Origin of the sequence: Jeongeupia wiesaeckerbachi (assembly GCF_050916355.1) — a bacterium.
GTDB classification, from domain to species: Bacteria; Pseudomonadota; Gammaproteobacteria; order Burkholderiales; family Chitinibacteraceae; genus Jeongeupia; species Jeongeupia wiesaeckerbachi.
The window spans coordinates 1,969,724-1,993,376 of the sequence record NZ_CP136946.1 but is presented as its reverse complement, the minus strand read 5'-3'; the positions used below and the strand labels follow the sequence as shown (position 1 = coordinate 1,993,376).

Here is a 23,653-nt window from a genome sequence, read left to right as displayed (position 1 = left end):
AGCCCGTTCGATCATCAGACCCAGCGCAGCGCGGTTATCAGGAAAGACGCCGAGCCCAACACGCCGGGCCACAAGCGATTGTCCCGCTGATAGGACAGTCAATCGCTTTGGCGGTGGATTAACTTTGCAAGGTGCATGGTCCAAGATGTGGCCATCGCAACCGAACAGAGCCCAACCATGACCGCCAACACATCCTCCCGCCGCATCGGCCGCATCGTTCGCGGCATGGCCACGTCCGACGGCGCCGGCGTCAAGCTCAACCGCGTGATCGGCGGCCAGGATCTGCCGATGCTCGATCCCTTCCTGCTGCTCGACGAATTCCGTTCCGACGACGCGGGCGACTACATCGCCGGTTTCCCGGAGCACCCGCATCGCGGCTTCGAAACGGTGACCTATATGCTCGCCGGCCAGATGCAGCACGGCGACAACAAGGGCAATACCGGCAACCTCGGCCCGGGCAGCGTGCAGTGGATGACCGCCGGGCGCGGCATCGTCCACTCGGAAATGCCGCAGCAGGAAAACGGCCTGATGCAGGGCTTCCAGCTGTGGGTGAACCTGCCCGCCAGCGACAAAATGACAGCACCTCGCTATCAGGAGTTCGCCGCCAGCGAGATTCCGCAGGTCGCGCTCGCCGGTGGCGGCTCGGTCAAGGTGATCGCCGGCACGTTTGACGGCGTCACCGGCCCGGTGTCGGGCGTCGCGACCGCGCCGAGCTACTTCGACGTGATCCTGCCGCCAGGCAGCACGCTGGATCTGGATCTGCCGGCGGCCCATCATGCCTTCATCTACGTCTACCAGCATGCGCTGAACGTCGTCGACGGCCCGCAGCAGCGACAGGTGAAACAGGGCGAGCTGGCGGCGCTGACGCAGGGCGACACGATCGCCGTCGGCGCGCTCGACGCGGAAGTCCGTTTCATCGTCGTCGCCGGCAAGCCGCTGAACGAACCGGTCGCCCGCTATGGTCCCTTCGTGATGAACACCGCCGAAGAGATCCAGCAGGCCTTCGCCGACTTTCAGCGCGGGCTGTTCTGAGCCGCAGCGCCAACCGGATGCCATAAACTGGAAATAGGCGCGACTAACAAAATCCGGCGTAACGGTGCTGGCAAGGCGTGCGAAACGCAGGCAGTACAGGCTGTACGACAAGTGAGCACAACGCCGCCAGCAGGATTTTGTTAGCCGCTCCAAGCGCCCCGCCCGAGCCGCGGGGCGCCCCCTTCCGTCCCCGTCTCAAGGAGCCGTGATGAGCAGCACCGAACACGAAGTTTCGATCTCGACCGACTGCCCGCCACCACCGCCGGTGCAACGCTTTGCGGCGCATCTGGCAACGCTGGGCGAAGGCATGCCGATCCGCCGCGCGCTGCCCAACCGGCAACGGCGGATGATCGGCGCATGGTGTTTCCTCGATCATTTCGGCCCGGTCGACATCAAGACCGGCAAGGGGCTGCGCGTCGGCCCGCATCCGCATATCGGCCTGCAGACGTTCTCGTGGCTGCTCGAAGGCGAGGTCTACCACCGCGACAGCCTCGGCTTCGAACAGTTGATCCGCCCGGGCGCGGTCAACCTGATGACCGCCGGCCACGGCATTTCGCACTCGGAGGAATCACCGCCGAACCACAGCCCGACCATGCACGGCGCGCAGCTGTGGATCGCACTGCCGGACGAGCAGTACGAGCGCCCGCCCGGTTTCGAGCACTATCCGACGCTACCGACCTTCGATCAAGACGGCTTTCTGGTCACCGTACTGGCCGGCGAATTCATGGGGCATGCCTCGCCGGCACGCGTCTACACGCCGCTGCTCGGCCTCGACCTCGACGCGGCCGGCGGCGCCACGACCACGCTGCCGCTGCGCCGCGACTTCGAGTACGGCGCGATCGTACTGGTCGGCGAGGCCCGCCTGAACGGCGAGGCGCTGGTCCCAGGCGAATGCCTGTACTTCGGCTGTGGTCACGATACGCTGCAGGTCGAAACCGACGCTGCGACACGCATCCTCATCGTCGGCGGCGAGCCGTTCAAGTCCGAGCGCATCCTGTACTGGAATTTCGTCGGCCGCAACGGCGCCGACATCCGTGAAGCCACCGAAGAATGGAACACCGGCGACGCGCGTTTCGGCCAGGTTCATGGTTACGACGGTGAGCGGCTGACCGCGCCCGATGTACCGAAACTGAGGGGCGAATGATGGCGCGCGATATCGTCAATGCCCATCTTTCGGGCGAACCGTTCCGCGCGCTGCTGACCGACGGTCGCCACGACTGGTTCGGCGATGTCGGCCGCGAATCGGGCGGCATGGATGCCGGCCCCGATCCGCACGCGCAGCTGCTGGCGGCGCTGGGCACCTGCACCACGATCACGCTGAAGATGTATGCGACGCGCAAGGGCTGGCCGCTCGATGACGTGCGGGTCCGGCTCGCCTACGCCGCCGATCACAAGGATGGCGACGCCCGGATCGAACGGCAGGTCGAACTGGTCGGCGCGCTCGATGCCGAACAACGCGCCCGCTTGTTCGAGATCGCCAATGCCTGCCCGATCCACAAGCTGCTGACCGGCGAGATCGCGATCAGCACCACGCTCACGGAGTAACAGCATGACCATCCGACTGCTCGCCTTTTCCGCCAGCACCCGCATCGCCTCGTTCAACCGCAAGCTGATCGCCGTTGGCGCTCAGGCCGCGCGCGACGCCGGTGCCGAGGTCACGCTGATCGATCTGCTCGATTACGAATTGCCGCTGTACAACGGCGACCTCGAGGCCCGCGACGGCCTGCCCGACGCCGCCGCACGCCTGCAGCAACAGTTCGCCGTGCACCACGGCCTGCTGCTGGCGACGCCCGAATACAATGGCATGTTTCCGCCTCTCTTGAAAAACACGCTCGACTGGGTCAGTCGTGCCGACGCCAGCGGCCAGTCCGGCCTGCGCTTTCTGGAGGGCAAGGTCGCCGGCCTGCTGTCGGCGTCGCCCGGCGCGCTCGGTGGGCTGCGTTCGCTGATCGCCAGCCGGCAGTACCTGAGCAATCTCGGCTTTCTGGTCATCCCGCAGCAGCAGGCGGTCGGCGCCGCGAATCAGGCCTTCGATGAAGGCGGTGCTTTGATCGAGGCCCGTGCACAGGCCGGCGTCGAGAAGGTCGCGCACGCGCTGGTGCAGCTGGCGCGACAGACGCAGGCCTAGCCGGCAGCCCACCGTGTGAGTCAGGCCTGTTCGCCTGCGCCACGCCGGCCAGCGTTGGCAATGGCAATGGCAATGGCCGGTGATTGTCGACCGCTGGCCGGGTGAAGCCCAGCAGTCAGACCTTCACGCTCACCGAACCGGCCACCGCCTTCAAGGCCTCGCCGACCGGGCTGGCTTCGCTGCCACTGGCCAAGGCCGGCGCATGCTTGTCGCTGCGCTCGCTGCGTTGTTCGATCAACTGGCGCAGGCGTTCGTGCAGCATCGCCAACTGCGCTTGCAGCACCTGCTGGATCTGCTTCCGCTCCTTCTGCGGGATCGTGTCGTCGAGCCCCAACTGGCGGATCTGCGCCTGCGTCTCTTCGATCTTTTCCTTGACCCGTTCGATCTGCTGATTGATGTTGCCGCCACTGGCCACGGCAACGCCTCCGCTACCGAAATTCTGGATGGTCGTCATAACTACTCTCAATGTCGAAGACTCGTTCATGACATCGGCAAATTGCGGTAGTTCTTGAAGCCGCCTTGCCTCGCCAAATCCGCTTAAATCCGCTACAGTCGAAGGCAACAGAACAATCGTTCTAGCTTGATGGACCTCTCCCAACTCCAGCCCGGCCTGCGCACGCGTTTATTGAAGCTTGGCATCAGCCGCGCCTTCGACCTCGTGCTGCACCTGCCGATGCGCTACGAAGACGAAACCCAGCTCTACCCGATCGCCGAAGCGCCGATCGGCAGCGCCGCGCTGGTCGAAGGCGAAGTCACCGGCTGCGAAACCACGTTCCGGCCGAAGAAACAGCTCGTCGCCCGTGTCCGTGATGCCAGCGGCACCCTTGTCGTGCGGCTGATCCATTTCTACCCGAACCAGGCCAAGCAGCTCGCCGTCGGCAACAAGGTGCGGCTGTACGGCGAGATCCGCCACGGTTTCTGGGGCGACGAAATGGTCCACCCCAAGGTCAAGACGCTGTCGGACAGTGACGCGCTCAACGACAGCCTGACGCCGATCTACCCGACCACGGCGCACCTGTCGCAGGCGCAACTGGCCAAGCTGATCGCCAGGGCGCTGAAGGACGAGCCGCTGACCGACACGCTGCCGGCCGCAGTCCGCCACGACTTCGGCTTTCCCGATTTCGCCGAGTCGGTCCGTTTTCTGCATACCCCGCCGCCCGCCGTCGCCCGCGTGCAGCTGACCGAGCGCATCCACCCGACGTGGCGGCGTATCAAGTTCGACGAGTTGCTGGCGCAGCAGTTGAGCCTGCGCATGGCACGCGCGATCCGCCGCGAACGCACCGCGCCGGTGATCGCGCCGCCGGGCCGGCTGGCCGCGCAGCTCGTCGCCAGCCTGCCGTTCGGGCTGACCAAGGCGCAAAACCGCGTACTGCTCGACATCGCCAAAGACCTCGGCCAGCGCCATCCGATGCAACGGCTGCTGCAGGGCGACGTCGGCGCCGGCAAGACCATCGTCGCCGCGATCGCCGCCTGCCACGCGATCGAGGCCGGCTACCAGGTTGCCATGCTCGCACCGACCGAAATCCTCGCCGAGCAGCACTATGCCAAGTTCGTCCAGTGGCTCGAACCGCTCGGCATCAAGGTCGCCTGGCTGACCGGCAGCCTCAAGGCCAAGGCCAAGCGCAGCGCACTCGAGGACGCCGCGCTCGGCAGCGCACAGATGGTCGTCGGCACGCACGCGATCTTTCAGGGCACGGTTGAGTTCAAGAATCTGGGCCTTGCCATCGTCGACGAACAGCACCGCTTTGGCGTCGCGCAGCGACTGGCACTGCGCGAAAAAGGCGGCAGCCCGCACCAGTTGATGATGTCGGCGACACCGATCCCACGCACGCTGGCGATGAGCTTTTACGCCGACCTCGACGTCAGCGTCATCGACGAGTTACCGCCGGGGCGCACGCCGATCGTCACCAAGCTGGTGTCGGACGCGCGCCGCGACGAAATCATCGAGCGCATCGCCAGCAAGGTGGTCGAGGGCCGGCAGGTGTACTGGGTCTGCCCGCTGATCGAGGAATCCGACGCGCTGCAGCTGCAGACCGCCGTCGATACCCATGCGCAGCTGACCGAGGAACTTGAAGGCATCGCCGTCGGCCTCGTTCACGGCAAGATGAAGCCGGCCGAGAAGGCTGCAGTAATGGACGCGTTCAAGCGCAACGAAATCCAGGTGCTGGTCGCCACGACGGTGATCGAAGTCGGCGTCGACGTACCGAACGCCAGCCTGATGGTGATCGAACACGCCGAACGCATGGGGCTGGCACAGCTGCACCAGCTGCGCGGCCGCGTCGGCCGTGGCGCCCATGCCAGCCTGTGCATCCTGCTCTACACCGGCCCGCTCGGCGACACCGCCAAGGCGCGACTCAAGGTGATCTTTGAGTCCACCGACGGCTTTGAGATCGCCCGCCAGGACTTGCAGATCCGCGGCCCCGGCGAGCTGGCCGGCGTGCGTCAGTCCGGCGTGCCGATGCTGCGTTTTGCCGATCTGGAGAAAGACGCCGACCTGCTCGACGCCGCGCGCGACGTTGCCGAACAGATGCTCGCATCCGATCCGCAAGCGGCGATCCCGCACCTCGACCGCTGGTTACCGGGGCGCGAAGCCCTGCTGCGCGTCTGATGGCCGCCACCATGCTCAAACGCAATCTGTGGCGCATTGCCGGCATCGTCGCCCTGGCGCTCGGCGCGATCGGCGCGGTGCTGCCGCTGCTGCCGACGACGCCGTTCGTGCTGCTTGCCGCGTTCTGCTTCGCGCGGGGCGAGCCTGCGTGGCATGCATGGCTGCTGCGCCACAAGGTGTTCGGCCCGCTGATCGCCGAATGGGAAGCACGCGGCGCCGTCCCTCGCCGGGCCAAATGGATGGCAACCATCATGATGGCCGCTAGCTTCGGCATCAGCGCGCTGCTGATCCGCAACAACGCCGTCTGGTACGCCGGCATCTCGATGGGGTTGGTGCTGATCTGGTTGTGGCGACGGCCGGAATAGCGCCGAAAGCAACTACCTGTCGCATAGGCATGACGTTGGAGCGCAGCTAACCGGCTCCGACGATCTCGCATGCGCTAGCCTCGATCCTCTCCAGCAAAGAAAGCGTCCTGCGCTGTAGGCTTTCCAAACGGTCGTCGTCCAATCGACCTTCAACGATTGCCTCGATCCAGAAGCCCTCTTCTTTGAAGCGAATGGTCAGCCCGTCGATAACCACGGCGTAGCAATTGAAGTCCAGCTCCGTAATGGGTGCCTCGCCATCATCCTCCATTCGATACAGCATTTTGAGTGCGGCGAAGTCCGGTTCATCGTCGAATGTCCAGTCTCTCTCAAGCCCAAGATGGGCATGCTCGCTGTGCCACAACGCCTGACGTGCAGCCCATAGACGACTGCGCTTGCAGTCGACGCGGCGCATCACCCAACGCTGCCAGCGGTGCTCGGTCAAGCGGGACCATTTGCCAGTCAAGGTATCAAGCGACCACGAATCGATATTTTCGCTGCCGATCAAGTCATCGCCTACCCAGCACTTACCGCCACTGACGATGATGGATAGACCGTCATCGGCTAGCGTCGCTGTGTGTTTGTAGATCCAACCGGGTGGCTCGCCATGCGTCTCCATTGGATCAATTTGCATTGAATCAAGCAGGAGCTTATAGACGGGCGTAACACCTCCCACACGTCGCTCGGCGTAGCCAAGGCCACCGATGATGAAGACCGCGCCATCGACAAGCGTTGCGCTGTGGGAATCCGTGGGTGGAAAGACGCTCACGGGATAGCCGTGGATGGCGATGTGGCCGCTGGGTCCGACCACAGTTACGTCGTTGTAGATGTAAAAATCGGGATCGTAGTAATCCTCATGTTCACCGCCGATATGGACGACCCGACCATCAGGCAAACCCGTTTCGCTCTTGCCGAATCGCTGAAAGCACCACATTGGCCCGGCGCCCAAAGACGATGGCCCCGCATAAATTTCGTTGGCGTTGTAAGCGTCCCAACGGGTACGAACAAGCCAATGCCACAGCGGATTGTCGAGCGGCATGGGATTGCTACTTCCCTCACGTGGGGATCGCCAAGCGGCGAATTCTTCAGGGCTTAATGCGGGCGCTGGCTCATCCTTGCGCTGACGATCGGCGTACTCTTCGGCCTCCTCGCCGGCCAGCTCCTGGTCGAAATCATCATTGTTCACTGGTATTGCCACCTCTCGCATTTTTTGCCGGGGACATGCACGGTACGAAGCAAAATCAACGGTCTCATGAACCAGTCGATCAACAAAGCAGCGTTGCGCTGGCCACCGCCCCAAGGGCAACACCTTGGAAGACCCAGTGCGGCCTGCGCATCAGAATGATGCGGCAACACAATCGAGATCCGCGCGCCGTTGAGTCCCATCGCCAGCCCGGCGAACGCGCCGGTCGTCGTCGACATCTGAAAGCCGCGTGTGGTACCGACTCTGCGAGCGGCGACGCCACCAACCAGCAACGACACCGATAGCAAGTGTCGTACAGCAACACCGCCAGTGCGATCTTCGCCGGACCGCCGAGCAGCAATGGAAAGGCCAGTGATCTGCAGCCACAGCAGCTCCGCAGCTATTTGATCCTGGTGGGCGCTCGATTCGATTCGGCGAGCAGCCTTAGGCCGGGGCAAGCACGTGGTCGGAAAACGCGTTGCCAAAACGGTTCAGCGGGTCCAGCTTGTGCTTGAGTGCGACAAAGCGGCCCAGCTCAGGATAAAGCTGCTGCCAGCGATAACGCGTCACATCAAAGTACTTGCCCCAATGCGGCCGGCCGCCCAAGGCGCTTAGCGCCAGCTCGACCTGCTTGACATAGTCCATGCCTGCCTTGGAAATGCCGCCGTCCGTTGCGTAGTAAACGACAAAGCCGAAATAACAGACCGGACGATTGAGCGTCGGGCTCAACCAGGCCGACGAAGGGCCGGTGCAACGCAGGATGACCGGATAATGCGTCCGCTGCGGGCTGTCGCGATGAATCCGTTTCAGCGCCTCAATCGCATCGGCAAATTGGTCCAGATCCACGGCAATTTCAAAGTTGATCTGCGGCACCGGAATGCCTTTGCACCAGATGTCGGGAATGCTGCCCTGAACCGTATGCTCGTCCCGGAAGCGGGTCACCGTTTGGTAAGGCTTGCAATCGGCGTGATCCGGCCGGATATCCTGCCCCATCAGCGTCAAGCTGTTGTCGATGGTTTGGGAGAACACCCCGGCGGCCAAGGCATCAAGGCTTTCCGGCCGCCAATCCTGCACGGCATCGCTGTACCAGATCATTGCCTGTTGTTCGTCCGGAAACCACCAGCATTTGGCGTATTCGTGCTGATGGTTGATCTGGATGAACTGGTCAAACAGGACCTCATCGCTGGTCGATACCTTCGAACAGATATGCTCGGCATAGGGCACGGTCAGTAGCGTCATTTCCAACACAACGCCGAGGCAACCGATATTGAGCCTGACGCCATCGAATTCGTCATCCGACGCATCCAGCGTCATGACGCTGCCATCGGCCAGCATCAGCTTGATCGCCAAGATCGAATCGGAGATCGCACACTGCAGCAAGCCTTGGCCATGCGTGCCAGTCGCAACCGCACCGCCCAGGCTTTGTACGGCAATGACACCCGGCGCATGGGGCAACATTCTGCCCATCGCCTTGAGTTCGTCGTAAATGACGTGCAGTGATGTGCCCGACTTGTAGGTCACCGAATTGGCGTCGTAACGGACCATGCCGGCGTATTCGTCCATCAGCGCGGCGATATCGGACGATTGGGTCAGGTCCAGCAATCTGACACTGGAATAGCGCTTTCCCAATGGCCGAATACGGCCGCGCGACGCGCAGATGGCGCTGCGCAATACCTCTTCGTCAACGATGCGGATGGCTTGCTCGTGGTCGCAGATCGTTTCGGTATCCGACCAATTGGTCACATCGCGGTGTTTATCGGGTCGAACAGTCATTGAGTGCAGTTCCAGCCTAAGAGTCGGTGCCGTTATAACGTTCAAATGTTACGCACACAAGGCCGGCGGCGCCTATCAATGCGCATTCGCAGCCCGCTGGCGTCGACCTTATCCGCCGACGCAGCAGCTCGCCGCTAGCCTGGTCGGCAGCCCGTCAGTGCGGCCAGCACAGCAGGATGAGCGGCAACACGATCGAGGTCAGCACGCCGTTGAGTCCCATCGCCAGCCCGGCGAAGGCGCCGGTCGTCGTCGACAGCTGAAAACCGCGCGCGGTGCCGACGCCGTGGGCGGCGACGCCGAGCGCCAGCCCCTGCTCGATTTCGCCGCTGACCTTGAGCCAGCGCATCAGCGGCACGACGATGATGGCGCCGACGATGCCGGTGATGATGACAAGGTTGGCGGTCAGCGGCGCCAGACCACCGAGCTTGTCGGCCAGCGCCATTGCGATCGGCGTAGTCACCGATTTGGGCGCGAACGACACCTGTACCGGCCACGACAGCCCGAACAGCCTGCCCAGGGCCAGCGCCGAGACGATGCCGGTGATGCCGCCGACCAGCAGCGACACCGCCAGCGGCACCAGCAGCGATCGCACGCGTTTCAGGTTGTCGTACAGCGGCACCGCCAGCGCGACCGTCGCCGGGCCGAGCAGCAGATGGAAGAAACGCGCGCCGCTGAAGTATGCCGGGTACGGCACGCGGGCGATTGCGAGGATGGCGATGATCAGCGCGATCGCCACCAATACCGGATGCAGCAGCGGGTTGTGGCCGCTCTTGCGGTAGAGTTTTTCGGCCAGCAAATAGGCCAACCCGGTGACCAGCAGCCACAGCAGCGGCGCGGCCTTGAGCGAGGCGAAGGCGGCATCAAAGTTCATCGGCCTTCCCCTTGCGGCGCGCCAGCACGCGATTGCGCAACTTGCGGCGGTGGCGGTTCAGCATCGCCTTCATCGTCAACGCCGTCACCGCCATGGTGATCACCGACGAGAGCACCAGTACCGGCAGCATCGCCAGCCCCTGATCGCGCAGCACCGGGCCAAGCAGCATCAGCCCGACGCCGGCCGGGACGAACAACAGTCCCAGATAACCGAGCAGGCCATGCGCCACCTTCGCCAGCCGCGGATCGACTTCGCGGTGCCATACGCACCACACCGCCAGCAGCAGCATGCCGAGCACCGGGCCCGGCAGCGGCAGGTGCAGCAAGGTCGAAGCGGCCTCGCCGATCAGCTGGAACAGCACCAGCACGCAGAATCCGTACAGCACTCGCGAACCTCCATCGACGATTTTTTGTTCAGGTGCGACCTACACAACGACCCAGCATGCGCAATTCACAAAACCCAGCGTAGCGGTGCTGGCAAGGCGTGCGAAGCGCAGACAGTACAAGCGAGTACGGCAAGCGAGCACAACGCAGCCAGCAGGGTTTTGTGAACTTGCGCTAGAGGCTGACGAGTTCGACCTTGCCCAAACTACGACCGAGGAAACGCTCGCCGATGGTCTGGAATTTCACCGGCACATCGGTCACATAGCAACGATAGTCGGGCCGGCCGCGATGCGGGTTGGCCAGCCCCTGCTTGGCCAGCAACTCGGCGGCCTGATCGGCAATCGCCAAGGCCGAATCGACCAGCTGCATTCGGCTGCCGGTGACGTCGAGCAGCATCGGCTTGAGCAGCGGGTAGTGGGTACAGCCGAGCACCAGTGTATCGATGCTTTCGACGAACACCGGCCGCAGGTATTCCTGCGCGACCATGCGCGTCACCGGATGGTCGATCCAGCCCTCCTCGACCAGCGGCACGAACAGCGGGCAGGCTTGCGAGTAAACGCGATACTTCGGCTCGATCGTATGGATCGCGCGGGCATAGGCATTGGAGTTGATCGTCGTCGGCGTGCCGATGACGCCGATGCCGCCCGACTTCGTCCGCTTGGCCGCTTCGCACGCGCCGGCCTCGATCACGTCGAGCACCGGCACTGGCGATGCCTCGCGCACCTTGTCGGCGGCGACGGCGGCCATGGTGTTGCAGGCGATGATCAGCATCTTCACGTTCTGCTCGCGCAGAAAATCAGCGATCTGCTGAGTGAAGTGCTCGATGGTCGCGACCGATTTCACGCCATAGGGCACGCGGGCGGTGTCGCCGAAATAGATGATGTTCTCGAACGGCAGCCGGTCCATCAGCGCACGGACTACGGTCAGGCCGCCGACGCCGGAATCGAATACGCCGATGGCGTGCGATGGATGAGCGTTCTGCATGTCTTTCCCCGAAAGCGGGCATTCTACGCCGGCCGGAGATGCCTCGACAGCGCAACGCACCATGAAATGGGCTCTGAACCGGTTCACGCTCTTTCGACGTCAGTGCCGGCCCGGAAACGGGCCCTCAGCTGGCGCGGCGCGGAAAACGCTTGCGCAGCGTCTGGGCAAACTTCAGCGCATGAGCGTTGTCGCCGTGGACGCAGACCGAATCGGCGTCCAGCGGCAGCCAGGTGCCGCTTTGGGCATAGACGCCCCCGTTGCGCCACAGGCTTTCGACCTGGGCGATCGCGGCGATGTCGTCGAGCACGGCGCCGGCTTCGCTGCGCGGCGCCAGGTTGCCGTCGTCGAGATAGGCGCGATCGGCGAAGGCCTCGCGGATCACCGTCAGCCCGACCGCCTCGCCGGCCTTGACGAGCTCGCTGCCGGTCAGCGCCATCAGCGACAGCGACGGATCGATCTCGTAGACCGACTGCGCCAGCAGCGCCGCCAGTTGCGGATCGCGTGCCGCGTCGTTGTACAGCGCGCCGTGCGGCTTCACATACGACACCGATACACCGGCCTCGATGCACACGGCTTTCAGCGCCCACAGTTGGGCGGTCAGGCTGGCGACGAGCTTGGGGTCGGGCATCTGCAGCGAGACGCGACCGAAGTGCTCGCGATCCGGATAGCTCGGGTGCGCACCGATGCGCACGCCGTTGGCGCGCGCCAGCTGCACCGCCTCGCGCATCGAATCGACGCCGCCGGCATGGCCGCCGCAGGCGATATTGGCCGCATCGATCAGCGGCATCAGCGCCGCATCGTATTCGTAGCCTTCGCCGAGATCGGCGTTCAGTGCCAGGTGTTTCATCGTGCCTCCCACGCCAGCGCACGCGTCATGCGCGCCAGCCAGTCGCGTTGCGCCGCCGCAGCAGCCAGCGCCGCAGCGGTATCGACTTCGATCAAACGCAGCGTGTCGCCGGGTTTGAACTGCCCGGCGCGCCATACATCCGCGCGGATGACGACCAGGGGCCGCAGATAGCCGCCGGTCGTCTGTGCGTCGGCCAGCAGCACGATGGGCTCGCCCGACGGCGGCAGCTGCACGCAGCCGGGCATCACCGCGTGTGAATCGAGCGACGACGCCGACGCGAGCGCGACCGACGCGCCCGTCAGCCGCATGCCCATGCGGTTGCTGGCCAGCGCAACCTGCCAGGGCGTACCCAACAGCTGCCGTTGCGCATCGGCGTCGAGCAAGGACCAATCCGGCCCCGGCAGCACGCGCAAGTGTTCGCCGCGCTCGGCTTGCGCCACGGCGACGCCGGGTGCGCGCGGCGCGATCGCGCCGCACCTGACCACATCGCCGACGCGCAGCGCACGCCCCTGGAAACCACCGATGCCGGCGAGCAAACCGGTCGAGCGGCTGCCGAGTATCGGCGCCACATCGACGCCGCCAGCCAGCGCCAGATACGCACGCGCGCCACGCTCGGCAAAACCGAAGCGCAGCACGGCGCCCTTGTGCGCCGCATAACGATGCGCCGGGCTCAGCGCCACGCCGTCGAGCGTCACGGTCATCGTCGCACCAGTCCACGCAAACGTCGTCGCCACATCGAAGCGCAACACCAGCCCGCCAAGGGTCAGTTCCAGCGCGGCCGCCCCTTCGTCGTTACCGACAACGAGATTGGCCAGCCGCAACGACAGCGGATCGCAGGCACCACCGCGTGGCACGCCGAGCGCCGCGTAACCGTCACGGCCCAGATCCTGCACGCTCGTCTGCGGCCCGGACTTGAGAATGGTCAGCGTCATGCCGGCCTCGGCACAAACACCACCGTGTCACCCGGTGACAACAGGCCCGGCGTTTCGCGATACGGATCGAACAGCGCCACGTCGGTCTGGCCGATCAACTGCCAGCCCCCCGGCGACGCCAGCGGATAGACCGCCGTCTGTGCGCCGCCGATCGCAACCGAACCGGCCGGGACCCACAATCGTGGCGACGCGTGTCGCGGGCAGGCGATCGTTGGATCAAGCCCGCCGAGGTAGGCAAAGCCCGGCAGGAAGCCGAGGCAGTAGACGATGTATTCAGCTCCGGCATGACGTTCGATGACCTCGTCGGTAGTCAATCCCGCCTGTTCGGCGACGGCGGCCAGGTCCGGCCCGGCATCACCGCCATAGACGACCGGAATCTCGACGCGCTTGCCCGCTTCGGTCTCGATGCCATCGCTGTCCTGCCACGCCACCTCGATCGCTTTTTCAATCCGCGCCGTTGCCAGCGCCAGCGGATCGAAAAAACCGGTCAGATTGCCCATGCCGAGCACCCATTCGACCTGCGGCTCGCGGCTACGCAGGGCATGCCACGCCGCCCACAGCCGACGCTGCGTCGCCAGACCGACGTCGACGCTGAGCACCAGCGCGGCTTCGCCGAAGGGCTGGATCATCACGGACGGGGATGCGGGCGGGAATGATTCGGGCATGAGGAATGGCATCGCTTTCGATGCCTCCATCATGGCTTATTTTGCAGTGCAGCGTGACGCGCCAGCGCCCAGCCGACATGTTCCCGCACGATGTCGTCATCGTCGCTGGCGCGCGCCGCCAGCGCGGCGAGCACCGCCGGCGTCGACGGCGCGTTGCCAAGCCCGACCGCCAGATTGCGCAACCAGCGCGCATAGCCGATCCGGTAGATCGGGCTGCCGGCGAGCTTTTCCTTGAACTCGTTTTCGGACCACGCAAACAGTTCGACCAGCGTCACGTCGTCGAGACCATGACGCACATGGAAGTCGGATTCGGCGGTATCGACGGCGAAGCGGTTCCACGGGCAGCACAGCTGGCAATCGTCGCAACCGTAGACGCGGTTGCCGATCATGGGACGGAATTCCTCCGGAATCGCACCGTGCAACTCGATCGTCAGATAGGAAATGCAGCGGCGCGCATCGACCGTATACGGCGCGACGATGGCCTGCGTCGGACAGGCAACGAGACACTTGGTACAGCGGCCGCAGTGCTCGTTTTCCTCGGGCGGATCGAGCGGCAGCTCAAGGTCGGTGAACAGTTCGCCAAGGAAGAAGTACGAGCCGTAGTCGCGGTTGATCAGCAAGGTGTGCTTGCCGCGCCAGCCGAGGCCCGCCTGCGTCGCCAGTTCGACCTCAAGCACCGGCGCCGAGTCGACGAACACCCGGTGGCCGAACGGTCCGATCGCGCCGGCAATCTGGTCGGCGAGCTTCTGCAGCTTGTTGCGCAAGACCTTGTGATAATCGCGACCGAGCGCGTAGCGCGAGATATGCGCCTTTTCACCGTCATTCAGCACGGCTTCGCTCGAGGACACACCGGGCGGGCGGTAAGGCAGGAAGACGCTGACCACGGTTTTAGTACCGGGGACGAGTTCGGCAGGCCGGGCGCGCTTCATGCCGTGGCGTGCCATATAATCCATCTCGCCGTGAAAACCGCCCTCCAGCCACGCGGCGAGGCCCGCTTCGGCGTGCGAGAGATCGGTGCCGGTGATCGCCATCTTGGCAAAGCCGAGCGCCTGCCCCCACGCCTTGATCGAAGTGGCCAGCTCCCGAACGTCGAGACCCTTGTCGAGATCCATATGCATAACGTCCATGATACCGCCTTCACGCTCTTTCTCGCCGACGAGGCCGAGACGCTCGCGATCGGTAGGCGGCTGGCCGCGGCACTGCATTCGGGCCTGGTGATCTTCCTCGAAGGCGACCTTGGCGCCGGCAAAACCACGCTGACGCGCGGCATCCTGCGCGGGCTCGGTTTCGCCGGTCGAGTGAAAAGTCCGACCTACACACTGGTTGAACCTTATATAGTTTCGAACTTATACTTGTATCACTTTGATTTATATCGCTTTAGCGACCCATCTGAGTGGGAGGACGCCGGCTTCCGCGATTATTTCAATCGCGACAGCGTCTGCCTGATCGAATGGGCCGACAAGGCCGAAGGCCTGTTACCGGCGCCGGACTGGCTGATCCGGCTGGCCCCGGAGGCCGATGGCCGCCGCCTGAACCTGACCGCACTGACGACAAACGGAACGCAATGCCTGGCCCGACTCACCCGCTGATCCCCGACGCCCACCGCCGCACCGTCTTGCGCGCGGCGGTCACCACCTTGCTGCTGTCGGTCATCCCGAAAGGCTTTGCCGCGACCGATTCGCGCGTCGTCGCCGTGCGCGTCTGGCCGGCGCAGGCGTATACGCGGATCACGATCGAATCGACGGCGCCGCTGTCGTTCAACCAGTTTTCGCTGAAGAACCCCGAGCGCCTCGTGGTTGATCTTGAGGGTATCGACCTGAACGGCGAGCTGCAGACGCTGGCCGGCAAGGTCAACGGTGACGACCCGTACATCCAGCAGTTGCGCGCCGCGCGCAACAAACCCGGTACGGTGCGGCTGGTGCTGGACCTGAAGACCGAGGTCAAGCCGCAGGTGTTCACGCTGGCACCGGTCGGCGAATACCAGCACCGGCTGGTGATCGACCTGTATCCGGCGGTGCAGAACGATCCGCTGCTCGCCTTTCTCGACGATCAGACCACGCCGCCGGCACCGGCCGCCAAACAGCCCGAGTCGGTCAAACCGGCCGAACCTGCGTCGAAGACGACCAACGTCGACCGCAAGGACCTGAAGATCGACCGGCTGATCACCGTCGTGCTCGATCCGGGCCACGGCGGCGAAGACCCGGGCGCGATCGGCCCGCAGGGCAATCACGAAAAAACCGTCGTGCTTTCGATCGCCAAGCGGGTCAAGGCGCTGCTTGAGGCCGAACCGAATATGCGCGTGGTGATGACGCGCGACGACGACTTCTTCGTGCCGCTCGGCGTGCGGGTGAAAAAAGCCCGCGCCGTCCAGGCCGACCTGTTCATGTCGATCCACGCCGACGCCTTCATCAAGCCCGACGCCAACGGCTCGTCGGTCTTCGTGCTGTCCGACCGTGGCGCGTCGAGCACTGCCGCCAAATGGCTGGCACAGACGCAGAACGACGCCGACCTGATCGGCGGCGTCAAGATCGCCAACGTCAAGGACGTCCATCTGGCCAAGACGCTGATGGACCTGACCCAGACCGCGACACTGAACGACAGCATGAAGTTCGGCAATGCCATGCTCGCCCAGCTCAAGCAGATCAACCGGCTGCACAAGAGCAGTGTCGAGCACGCCGGCTTCGCCGTGCTCAAGGCGCCGGACATTCCGTCGATCCTGATCGAGACGGCGTTCATCTCGAACCCGGCCGAAGAGCAGAAACTGATCGACGACGGCTATCAACAGAAAATGGCACAAAGCATCGTCAACGGCATCAAGGCGTATTTCGCCAAAAACCCACCGCTGACGCGCACCAAGCTGGCGCAGGGGTAATAGCCGCAATTCGGGCGATGCGCTTTTCGTCGTAGAATCGCCCACCGTCGCCCAACCAGGAACCCCCGCATGTCCGTCATTCCCGCCAAACTGTTCGACGAGATCGAAGCGCTGTCCAGCGCCGGCGATACGCTGTACGAAGCCGGCGACTACAAGGCGGCCATTGCCAAGTACAAGGCGGGCTACGCGCTGGTACCGGCGCCGAAGGAAGAGTGGGAAATCGGCACCAGCCTGTTGATCGCGATCGGCGACACCCAGTTCGCCGACGACGATTTCGCCAAGGCGGTCGAGACGCTCACCGCCGCCTCGTTCACGCCGGCCGGCATGGGCAACCCCTTTGTCCATCTGCGTCTGGGCCAGGCCCTGTTCGAAACCGGCGAACTTGATCTCGCCGCCGAATCGCTGCAGCGTATCCGTGGCCACGGCGACGACAGCATCTTCGACGACGAAGACCCGAAATACCTCGCCTTCCTGCAGTCACGCACGCCGACCTGACCCCTCCGGAGCTTCACCGATGTCCCTCCTTCGCACGCCGCTGGCCGGCCTTGCCCTGCTGCTCGCCTCGACCGGCGCCCAGGCGCTCGATCTGCCGGCCATGCGCCTGCCCAACCTCGCTGGCCTGGGGGTCGGCGTGACCACCGAATGCTCGGGTTGCAAGGACACGATGGTCGGCGTCGTGCCGGGCGTCCGCTACGTGACCGAATCCGGCCGGCTGTTCGAATGGTATGGCCCGTATGCGCAGTACAACTTCGGCGGTCTGACCGGCTTCCAGTGGGGGCCGGCGGTCAATCTCAAGCTCGGTCGTAGCGATGTCAGCGACGACGTCATCAACAAACTGCACGACATCGACACCACGCTCGAATTCGGCGGTTTCGTCGGCTACGAGTACGACAGCGTCGAAGGCGCCATTCCTTACCGCTTTCGCGTCAACGCCAATATGATGACCAATGCCGGCCAAGTCTACGACGGCGCACGCTTCAATCTCGGCGCGACGCTGTGGATTCCGATGTCGGAGCGTTTTTTCATCGGCAGCGGCATCGGCGCCACCTGGGCCAGCCAGAGCTACGTCAATACCTATTACGGCGTGACCGATGCCGATGCCGCGGCATCCGGACTGGCACCCTTCCACGCCGACGGCGGCAATCAGCAAATCCTCGGCTGGATCGGCGCGGTCGGGCAGATTTCCGGGCACTGGTGGGGTGGCGCTGGCGTATTCATGCAGCGGTTGATGGGCGACGCCGCCGAAAGCCCGTTCGTACAGGAGCGCGGCGACCGCAACCAGCTGACCTATGGCGCCGGCCTCGGCTACGTCTGGTAGACGCCGCCACCAGTATTGAGCGTCAGCGCACCGGGCGGAGCCGAATGGCCCGCCCATTCCCGCGGGATCCAGCGTCAAGGCCCGCGGCGAGCAGACAAAGAAAAACCCCGGCCATCGCTGACCGGGGTTTTTCGTATTTGGCTCCCCGACCTGGGCTCGAACCAGGGACACACGGATTAACAGTCCGTTGCTCTACCGACTGAGCTATCAGGGAATAGAAAATCCCGGCCTGAGGACCGGGACTTCGGTATTGGTTTGGCTCCCCGACCTGGGCTCGAACCAGGGACACACGGATTAACAGTCCGTTGCTCTACCAACTGAGCTATCGGGGAACCGAAGAGATGCGTATAATAGGAACGGACTCGCCCGTTGTCAATACATTCCAACAATAAATCCAGACGAGATCATGCAAAATACACGGAAGCTGCTGATTTTTATCGCTTTAATTCTGATCCTGATCGGTTTGCTTCCGCTCGTGATCCCCGACTCCCTCTACCGAGACCAACTCGTCAGTGCACTGGAAAAGCGCCTTCACGGGCCGGTGCAGATCGGCAGTAGTGGTATCGAATACGCACCCCGCCCCGCCTTGGTCATACGCGACGTCGTCTTCAAGCAAGACTCGCACACCGCCAAGATCGACAAGCTCAGCGTGCCGATCTCCCTCCACAACCTGTTGAACTGGGGCCGTGAAATCCGCGGCATCGTCGTCGAGAATGGCCAGTTCAGCCCGCGTTTCGCGATGCAGCTGCCTGAAAAACTGCGCCCGGAGGCCGGCCAGCCGCGACTGGCGCAGATCGACCTCAAGCAATCGAGCGTCCTGCTCGGCAGCGGCGTCCTCGGCCCGATCGATGCAACGCTGCGCTTTGCCAGCGACGGCCAGTTGGCCGAGCTGCAGGCTGGCGATGAAGGCAGCCACCTCGATTTCCACGTCCAGCCCAAGGGCAGCCAGTTTGCCGTGACGCTGACCGCCAACGGCTACACACTGCCATTTGGTCACCCGGTGCATTTCGACCGACTGTTGCTCAAGGGGCTCGCCGGCCCGGACGGCATCGACATCGAAGACATCCGCGGCGACCTGTATGGCGGCATCGTCACCGGCCGCGCCCAGCTGGGCTGGCAGGACAATGCCTGGACGCTAGCCGGCACCTTGCGCACCAACGGCATCCAGGCCGAACCGTTCAGCCAGGTTTTCAGCGAAGTCACCCATGTTTCGGGGCGCCTTGCCGGTGAATCGACCTTTGTCTACAAGGCCGACGATTACCACAAGCTCTTCGATCGTCCCGGCATCGACGCGCAATTTCGCGTCAGCGACGGCATGCTGCACAACTTCGACCTGATCACGCCACTCAAAGCGGTCCAGCCGGCGACCTACGCCCGCGGTGGCCAGACGCGCTTCGAAACCTTCACCGGCCGCCTTGCCGTCCGCGGCGATACGGTGCAGATCCTCGACGCGAATCTGGTCGGCGGCAAATTCAACGCCCATGGCCAGCTGACGATCCAGCCTGACCTGAAACTCAACGGCGCAATCATGGCACGCCTGTCGGGTGGCACCATCCAGGTCGCCAACCGGATCAGCGCCGGTGGCGTATTGAAGGCGCCCTCACTCTCGACGGCCACGGCAAACCGCCCGCAGCCACAAGCGGTCAATCTGACCGAAACGCCTGCACCCGCCCCGGCGCCGGAAGGCGCAACCCAGTAAGCACCGCGCACCTCAGACCCTTACGCAGCCCAAACGGGGGGCGAATGCTGGATATCCCGGCGTTCGCCCCCATTTCGTCCCGAAGCGATCTCGCATTCTCGACTCGACGGAGTCCCTCTATGTCCTGGAACGAAACACTCGAATCCCGCGGCGCACGACGCAACGACGCCGGCATCATCACCGATTTCGGCCATGCCGCCGACGAACTTGCGGCGCTGGCGTCGCACACCGTCGTCTCGCCGCTGAACCAGTACGGCCTGATCCGGTTCAGCGGCGAGGAAACCGCCACCTTCCTCAACGGCCAGCTCTCGAGCGACGTGCGTACGCTGGCGCTCGATGCCGCGCAGTACTCGAGCTACTCGACGCCGAAAGGCCGGATGCTGGCGAGCTTTCTCGTCTTCCGCGCCGGCGACGATTACTACCTGCAGATCGCATCCGAGTTGCAAACCGCGATCCAGAAACGTCTTGGCATGTTCATCCTGCGCACCAAGACCAAGCCCAGTGACGCCGGCGCCGAATGCATCCTGCTCGGCGTCGCCGGCCCGGACGCGGCCGCCAAGGTTGCGGCGGTCACCGGCGCGGCAGCACCGGCTGCAATGGCGGTCGTCCACACCGAACGCGCCACGGTGATCGGCCTTGCCGACGGTCGTTTCGAACTCGTCATTCCGGCAGAGTCCGCCGAGTCGGTCTGGCTGGCGCTGCTCGACGCCGGCGCCAAGCCGGTCGGCGAACCGGTATGGCGACTGACCGAAATCCGTGCCGGTGCACCGTGGATCACCGCGGCGACACAGGAGGCTTTCGTTGCGCAGATGGCCAATATGGAGCTGATCGGCGCGGTGAGTTTCACCAAGGGTTGCTACCCGGGCCAGGAAATCGTCGCCCGGACCCAGTATCTCGGCAAACTGAAGCGGCGGATGTTCCGCATGCACGTCGCCACAGCGGCGCAAGCCGGCGACGATGTATTCAGCACGGAAATGAATGGCCAAGCCTCGGGCAAGATCATGCTCGCTGCGCCGGCGCCGCAAGGCGGATTCGAAGCCCTCGTCGTCGCACAGATCGCCTCGCTCGAACACGGCCTGCACCTCGGCAGCGTCGACGGCCCGGCGCTGTCCCGGCTCGATCTGCCCTACGCACTGGACTGACTCGCAACGCACCGTCCATGCCGCCCGCGCCGCCAGTCGCGGGCGGTTTCGTTTATAATCGCGCGACTCAATTTAGAACGATATCGAAGGGGACCACGAATGGGCTTTCTCGCCGGCAAAAAAATCCTGATCACCGGGCTGTTGTCCGACCGCTCGATTGCCTATGGCATCGCCCAGGCGTGCAAGCGCGAAGGCGCCGAGCTGGCGTTCACCTATGTGTCCGAAGACCTGAAACAGCGCGTCGTCGACCTCGCCAAGCATTTCGACTCAGACCTCGTCCTGCCCTGTGACGTCGCCAGCGACGAACAGATTACCGCCGTATTCGCCGACCTCGGCCAGCGCTGGGGTGGCCTCGACGGCCTGGTCCACTCGATCGGCTTCGCGCCGCGCGACGCGCTCAAGGGCGATTACCTCGACGCGGTAACGCGCGAGAATTTCCGCATTGCCCACGACATCAGCTCGTACAGCTTCGCCGCACTGGCCAAGGCCGCCCGGCCGATGCTGAACCAGGGCGCCAGCCTGATCACGCTGTCCTACCTCGGCGCCGAACGGGCGATCCCGAACTACAACGTGATGGGCCTTGCCAAGGCTTCGCTCGAAGCCAATGTCCGCTACATCGCCGCAGCCGTCGGCCCGGAAAAGGGTGTGCGCTGCAACGGCATTTCGGCCGGTCCGATCAAGACGCTGGCCGCGTCGGGCATTGCCAACTTCGGCAAGCTGCTGAAGGCCGCCGCCGACGCGACGCCGCTGAAGCGCAACATCACCCAGGAAGAAGTCGGCAACGTCGCGGCCTTCCTGCTGTCGCCGCTGTCGTCGGGCATGACCGGTGAAGTCATCCACGTCGACGCCGGTTTCAGCATCGGCGCCGGCGCATTGGGCGACAAGGCGGAGTAATCCACCTCGCCCACCACGAAATGCCCGGCCTCTGCCGGGCATTTTGCTTTTGAGCCCGGCGACGCGCCGGTGCACAATGATGCATCCCTTATTCGGAGCACGCCGATGTGCCAGCTTCTGGGCATGAACTGCAACGTGCCGACCGATATCGTGTTCTCGTTCGAGGGCTTCCACCGCCGCGGCGGGCTGACCGACCACCACGCCGACGGCTGGGGCATCGCTTTTTTCGAGGACCGCGGCTGCCGGCTCTTCCTCGATTACCTGCCGTCGATCAGCTCGCCGATCGCCGAACTGGTTCGCGCCTACCCGATCAAGAGCCGCAACGTCATCGCCCACATCCGCAAGGCGACGCAGGGCACCGTCAACCTCGCCAACACCCACCCGTTCCGCCGCGAGCTGTGGGGGCAATACTGGATTTTTGCGCACAACGGCAACCTGGACAGCCTGCCGTCGCTGCAGGGCAGCCGCTTTCAACCCGTCGGCGATACCGACAGCGAACAGGCATTCTGCTGGCTGCTCGACGCACTGGCGCAACGCTTCGCCACCGCACCGTCCCGCGACGAACTGCATGCGGCGCTGCAGCCGCTGGCGGCCGAACTGGCCGGCCGCGGCAGCTTCAATTTCCTGTTGTCGAACGGCGACGTGCTGTTTGCGCGCTGCGCGACCGATCTGCATTACATCATCCGGCGCGCCCCGTTCTCGACCGCCCACCTTGCCGATGCCGACGTCAGCGTCGACTTTTCGTCGGTGACGACACCGCATGACCGGGTCGCGGTGATTGCGACGCAACCGCTGACCGACAACGAGGTCTGGACCCGGATGGAAAGCGGCCAGCTCTTGATGTTCGTCGACGGCGAACCCGTCGCCTAACGCCGACTAGCCGGCGTTGCGCGACTGCAGCCGCAGCAGCGCATAGAACGGCTCGCCGAAGGTTTCACCGCCCGGATCGAGCTGGCGCAACTGGTGCGCCAGCTTGTCGGGGGTCGACATGCCGGCGGCGAAGCGATCGCGGACCTTCTTCAGCGTCTGTGCCTGTGCGACCAGTTCCTCGCGCCGCTGCTCGATCCGCCTGCGCTGGCGCCGGTGCGCGCCGACCGACAGGTTGAGCCAGAGGATCAACGGCAAGGCCACCAGCCAGTGCTCGCCGAACAGCGCAACGATGGCCGCAAGAATCAGCGCCAGATACCAGAGCTGATCGGCCATTTCCAGCTGCGGAAACCAGACCGACAAGCTGGGCCAGCGATGCTTGAACGTACCGGCGACGAAGGTGTCGTCGCCGGCTTCGCGCTTCTTGCGCACCAGCACCGCGTCGAGCGCCAGCGTTGCATACCACTGGCTGACAATCTTGCAGTGCAGCCACGGCGTCGTCAGGTACTGGTCGAGCTGGGCACGGAAGGCATCGCGAAACGCCTCGCTACCGATCGGCGGCACCGCATCACTAAACGGCTGCGCCGCAGCACGCTGCACCAGCAAGGGCCAGCCGGCGATCTCGGCAATCTGGCGCCGCCGCTCGGCCAGCACCGCCGGGGCGATCGTCAGTTGCGGATGGTCGAGGCGCAGGTAATGCCCCAGCAAGGCTTCAAGATCGCCAAAGTCCGGGGTTTCGCCAGGGCTCGCCAGCAGCGCCGCGCGCAGCCGGCCGACCTCGGCGCGCACCGCATCGCCGATCGGGGTTGCTTCGGGCACCCACGGCAGCCGCACCAGCGCTTCGGCCTTGAACAGGCTCTCGTCGTAATGACGCACGAAAGCCGCATGAAAACGCGCCCGCTCGTCATCGTCGCGCTGCTTGTCGCCCGACACCAATGGCGGCGTCGGCGGCTGGCGCTTCAGGTCGACAAGGATGCGGTTGACCTGCGACTCAAGCTCCGGCGCGATGCCGGCTTGCGCAAAGACCGGCTCCAGCTCGCGCCGGCGCGAACGCCAGTCGTCCAGCGCCTGCCAGATAGTCCAATCCGTCATT

General features: G+C 64.4%; 26 protein-coding genes and 2 tRNA genes. 14 read left to right on the top strand and 14 right to left on the bottom strand.

Annotation, left to right across the window (positions count from 1 at the left end; translation table 11 throughout):
- Positions 1-177: 177 nt before the first annotated feature.
- The 4 genes from R0382_RS09710 (at position 178) to R0382_RS09695 (ending at position 3,160) form a co-directional block, all read left to right on the top strand.
- Positions 178-1,032, top strand: a complete 855-nt coding sequence (locus R0382_RS09710; RefSeq protein ID WP_432719375.1) for a pirin family protein — start codon at positions 178-180, stop codon at positions 1,030-1,032.
- Positions 1,033-1,240: 208 nt separating this feature from the next.
- Positions 1,241-2,176: a pirin family protein gene (locus R0382_RS09705; protein WP_432719374.1), complete on the top strand. Its 936-nt coding sequence runs from the start codon at positions 1,241-1,243 to the stop codon at positions 2,174-2,176.
- Positions 2,176-2,577 carry an OsmC family protein gene (locus R0382_RS09700; RefSeq protein WP_432719373.1) on the top strand — a complete coding sequence of 134 codons (402 nt, stop codon included), beginning with the start codon at positions 2,176-2,178 and terminating at the stop codon, positions 2,575-2,577. The genes R0382_RS09705 and R0382_RS09700 overlap by 1 nt, the downstream gene beginning before the upstream one ends.
- 4 nt (positions 2,578-2,581) lie before the next feature.
- The gene (locus R0382_RS09695; protein WP_432719372.1) at positions 2,582-3,160 is read left to right on the top strand and encodes an NADPH-dependent FMN reductase; all 579 of its coding nucleotides are present in this window, start codon (positions 2,582-2,584) and stop codon (positions 3,158-3,160) included.
- A gap of 115 nt (positions 3,161-3,275) precedes the next feature.
- On the opposite strand, the gene R0382_RS09690 is transcribed toward R0382_RS09695, so the two are convergent.
- Positions 3,276-3,614 (bottom strand): FlxA-like family protein, encoded by a 339-nt coding sequence (locus R0382_RS09690; RefSeq protein WP_432719370.1) that lies wholly within the window; start codon positions 3,612-3,614, stop codon positions 3,276-3,278.
- Between the two features lie 87 nt (positions 3,615-3,701).
- Here R0382_RS09690 and recG point away from each other — a divergent pair, with 87 nt between their 5' ends.
- Together recG and R0382_RS09680 are read left to right on the top strand one after the other, a co-directional pair.
- Positions 3,702-5,768, top strand: a complete 2,067-nt coding sequence (gene recG, locus R0382_RS09685; RefSeq protein WP_432724150.1) for an ATP-dependent DNA helicase RecG — start codon at positions 3,702-3,704, stop codon at positions 5,766-5,768.
- Positions 5,768-6,133, top strand: a complete 366-nt coding sequence (locus R0382_RS09680; protein ID WP_432719369.1) for a YbaN family protein — start codon at positions 5,768-5,770, stop codon at positions 6,131-6,133. Before recG ends, R0382_RS09680 begins: the two co-directional genes overlap by 1 nt.
- A 46-nt stretch (positions 6,134-6,179) precedes the next feature.
- Here R0382_RS09680 and R0382_RS09675 read toward each other — a convergent pair whose 3' ends face one another.
- The 10 genes from R0382_RS09675 to queG all read right to left on the bottom strand — a co-directional run bounded on the left by R0382_RS09675 (position 6,180) and on the right by queG (position 14,895).
- Positions 6,180-7,316, bottom strand: a complete 1,137-nt coding sequence (locus R0382_RS09675) for a hypothetical protein (RefSeq protein WP_432719368.1) — start codon at positions 7,314-7,316, stop codon at positions 6,180-6,182.
- A complete protein-coding gene (locus tag R0382_RS09670; RefSeq protein WP_432719367.1) occupies positions 7,313-7,612 on the bottom strand; it encodes an LrgB family protein in 300 nt (99 codons plus the stop codon). Before R0382_RS09670 ends, R0382_RS09675 begins: the two co-directional genes overlap by 4 nt.
- A gap of 145 nt (positions 7,613-7,757) precedes the next feature.
- Positions 7,758-9,086 carry a D-arabinono-1,4-lactone oxidase gene (locus tag R0382_RS09665; protein ID WP_432719366.1) on the bottom strand — a complete coding sequence of 443 codons (1,329 nt, stop codon included), beginning with the start codon at positions 9,084-9,086 and terminating at the stop codon, positions 7,758-7,760.
- A 154-nt stretch (positions 9,087-9,240) separates the two neighbouring features.
- The gene (locus R0382_RS09660; RefSeq protein WP_432719365.1) at positions 9,241-9,957 is read right to left on the bottom strand and encodes an LrgB family protein; all 717 of its coding nucleotides are present in this window, start codon (positions 9,955-9,957) and stop codon (positions 9,241-9,243) included.
- Entirely contained in the window at positions 9,947-10,342 is a 396-nt protein-coding gene (locus tag R0382_RS09655; RefSeq protein ID WP_432719364.1) for a CidA/LrgA family protein, read from the bottom strand. Before R0382_RS09655 ends, R0382_RS09660 begins: the two co-directional genes overlap by 11 nt.
- A gap of 172 nt (positions 10,343-10,514) precedes the next feature.
- Positions 10,515-11,324: a glutamate racemase gene (murI, locus tag R0382_RS09650; protein ID WP_432719363.1), complete on the bottom strand. Its 810-nt coding sequence runs from the start codon at positions 11,322-11,324 to the stop codon at positions 10,515-10,517.
- A 124-nt stretch (positions 11,325-11,448) separates the two neighbouring features.
- Positions 11,449-12,171 carry a 5-oxoprolinase subunit PxpA gene (gene pxpA, locus R0382_RS09645; protein WP_432719362.1) on the bottom strand — a complete coding sequence of 241 codons (723 nt, stop codon included), beginning with the start codon at positions 12,169-12,171 and terminating at the stop codon, positions 11,449-11,451.
- Entirely contained in the window at positions 12,168-13,103 is a 936-nt protein-coding gene (locus R0382_RS09640; protein WP_432719360.1) for a biotin-dependent carboxyltransferase family protein, read from the bottom strand. Before R0382_RS09640 ends, pxpA begins: the two co-directional genes overlap by 4 nt.
- On the bottom strand, positions 13,100-13,732 hold the full coding sequence (gene pxpB, locus R0382_RS09635) for a 5-oxoprolinase subunit PxpB (protein ID WP_432724148.1): 633 nt from the start codon (positions 13,730-13,732) through the stop codon (positions 13,100-13,102). The genes R0382_RS09640 and pxpB overlap by 4 nt, the downstream gene beginning before the upstream one ends.
- 65 nt (positions 13,733-13,797) lie before the next feature.
- Positions 13,798-14,895 (bottom strand): tRNA epoxyqueuosine(34) reductase QueG, encoded by a 1,098-nt coding sequence (gene queG, locus R0382_RS09630; protein ID WP_432719359.1) that lies wholly within the window; start codon positions 14,893-14,895, stop codon positions 13,798-13,800.
- Here queG and tsaE point away from each other — a divergent pair.
- The 4 genes from tsaE to R0382_RS09610 all read left to right on the top strand — a co-directional run bounded on the left by tsaE (position 14,881) and on the right by R0382_RS09610 (position 17,958).
- Entirely contained in the window at positions 14,881-15,357 is a 477-nt protein-coding gene (gene tsaE / locus R0382_RS09625) for a tRNA (adenosine(37)-N6)-threonylcarbamoyltransferase complex ATPase subunit type 1 TsaE (RefSeq protein ID WP_432719358.1), read from the top strand. The genes queG and tsaE overlap by 15 nt on opposite strands.
- On the top strand, positions 15,333-16,640 hold the full coding sequence (locus R0382_RS09620; protein WP_432719357.1) for an N-acetylmuramoyl-L-alanine amidase: 1,308 nt from the start codon (positions 15,333-15,335) through the stop codon (positions 16,638-16,640). Before tsaE ends, R0382_RS09620 begins: the two co-directional genes overlap by 25 nt.
- 69 nt (positions 16,641-16,709) lie before the next feature.
- Entirely contained in the window at positions 16,710-17,135 is a 426-nt protein-coding gene (locus R0382_RS09615) for a tetratricopeptide repeat protein (RefSeq protein WP_432719356.1), read from the top strand.
- A 19-nt stretch (positions 17,136-17,154) separates the two neighbouring features.
- Positions 17,155-17,958, top strand: a complete 804-nt coding sequence (locus R0382_RS09610) for a MipA/OmpV family protein (protein WP_432719355.1) — start codon at positions 17,155-17,157, stop codon at positions 17,956-17,958.
- A 138-nt stretch (positions 17,959-18,096) separates the two neighbouring features.
- Here R0382_RS09610 and R0382_RS09605 read toward each other — a convergent pair.
- Positions 18,097-18,172, bottom strand: a tRNA-Asn gene (locus R0382_RS09605).
- A gap of 42 nt (positions 18,173-18,214) precedes the next feature.
- Positions 18,215-18,290 (bottom strand) — tRNA-Asn (locus R0382_RS09600).
- A gap of 74 nt (positions 18,291-18,364) precedes the next feature.
- Between R0382_RS09600 and R0382_RS09595 the strand changes: the two genes are divergently transcribed.
- From R0382_RS09595 to R0382_RS09580, 4 genes are all read left to right on the top strand, one after another.
- On the top strand, positions 18,365-19,657 hold the full coding sequence (locus R0382_RS09595; protein WP_432719354.1) for a hypothetical protein: 1,293 nt from the start codon (positions 18,365-18,367) through the stop codon (positions 19,655-19,657).
- Between the two features lie 119 nt (positions 19,658-19,776).
- The gene (locus tag R0382_RS09590) at positions 19,777-20,799 is read left to right on the top strand and encodes a YgfZ/GcvT domain-containing protein (RefSeq protein WP_432719353.1); all 1,023 of its coding nucleotides are present in this window, start codon (positions 19,777-19,779) and stop codon (positions 20,797-20,799) included.
- A 99-nt stretch (positions 20,800-20,898) separates the two neighbouring features.
- Positions 20,899-21,693, top strand: coding sequence for an enoyl-ACP reductase FabI (fabI, locus tag R0382_RS09585; RefSeq protein WP_432719352.1), 795 nt, complete (start codon positions 20,899-20,901; stop codon positions 21,691-21,693).
- Between the two features lie 105 nt (positions 21,694-21,798).
- On the top strand, positions 21,799-22,563 hold the full coding sequence (locus tag R0382_RS09580; protein WP_432719350.1) for a class II glutamine amidotransferase: 765 nt from the start codon (positions 21,799-21,801) through the stop codon (positions 22,561-22,563).
- Between the two features lie 6 nt (positions 22,564-22,569).
- Here R0382_RS09580 and R0382_RS09575 read toward each other — a convergent pair whose 3' ends face one another.
- A complete protein-coding gene (locus tag R0382_RS09575; RefSeq protein WP_432719349.1) occupies positions 22,570-23,652 on the bottom strand; it encodes a hypothetical protein in 1,083 nt (360 codons plus the stop codon).
- Position 23,653: the final 1 nt, after the last annotated feature.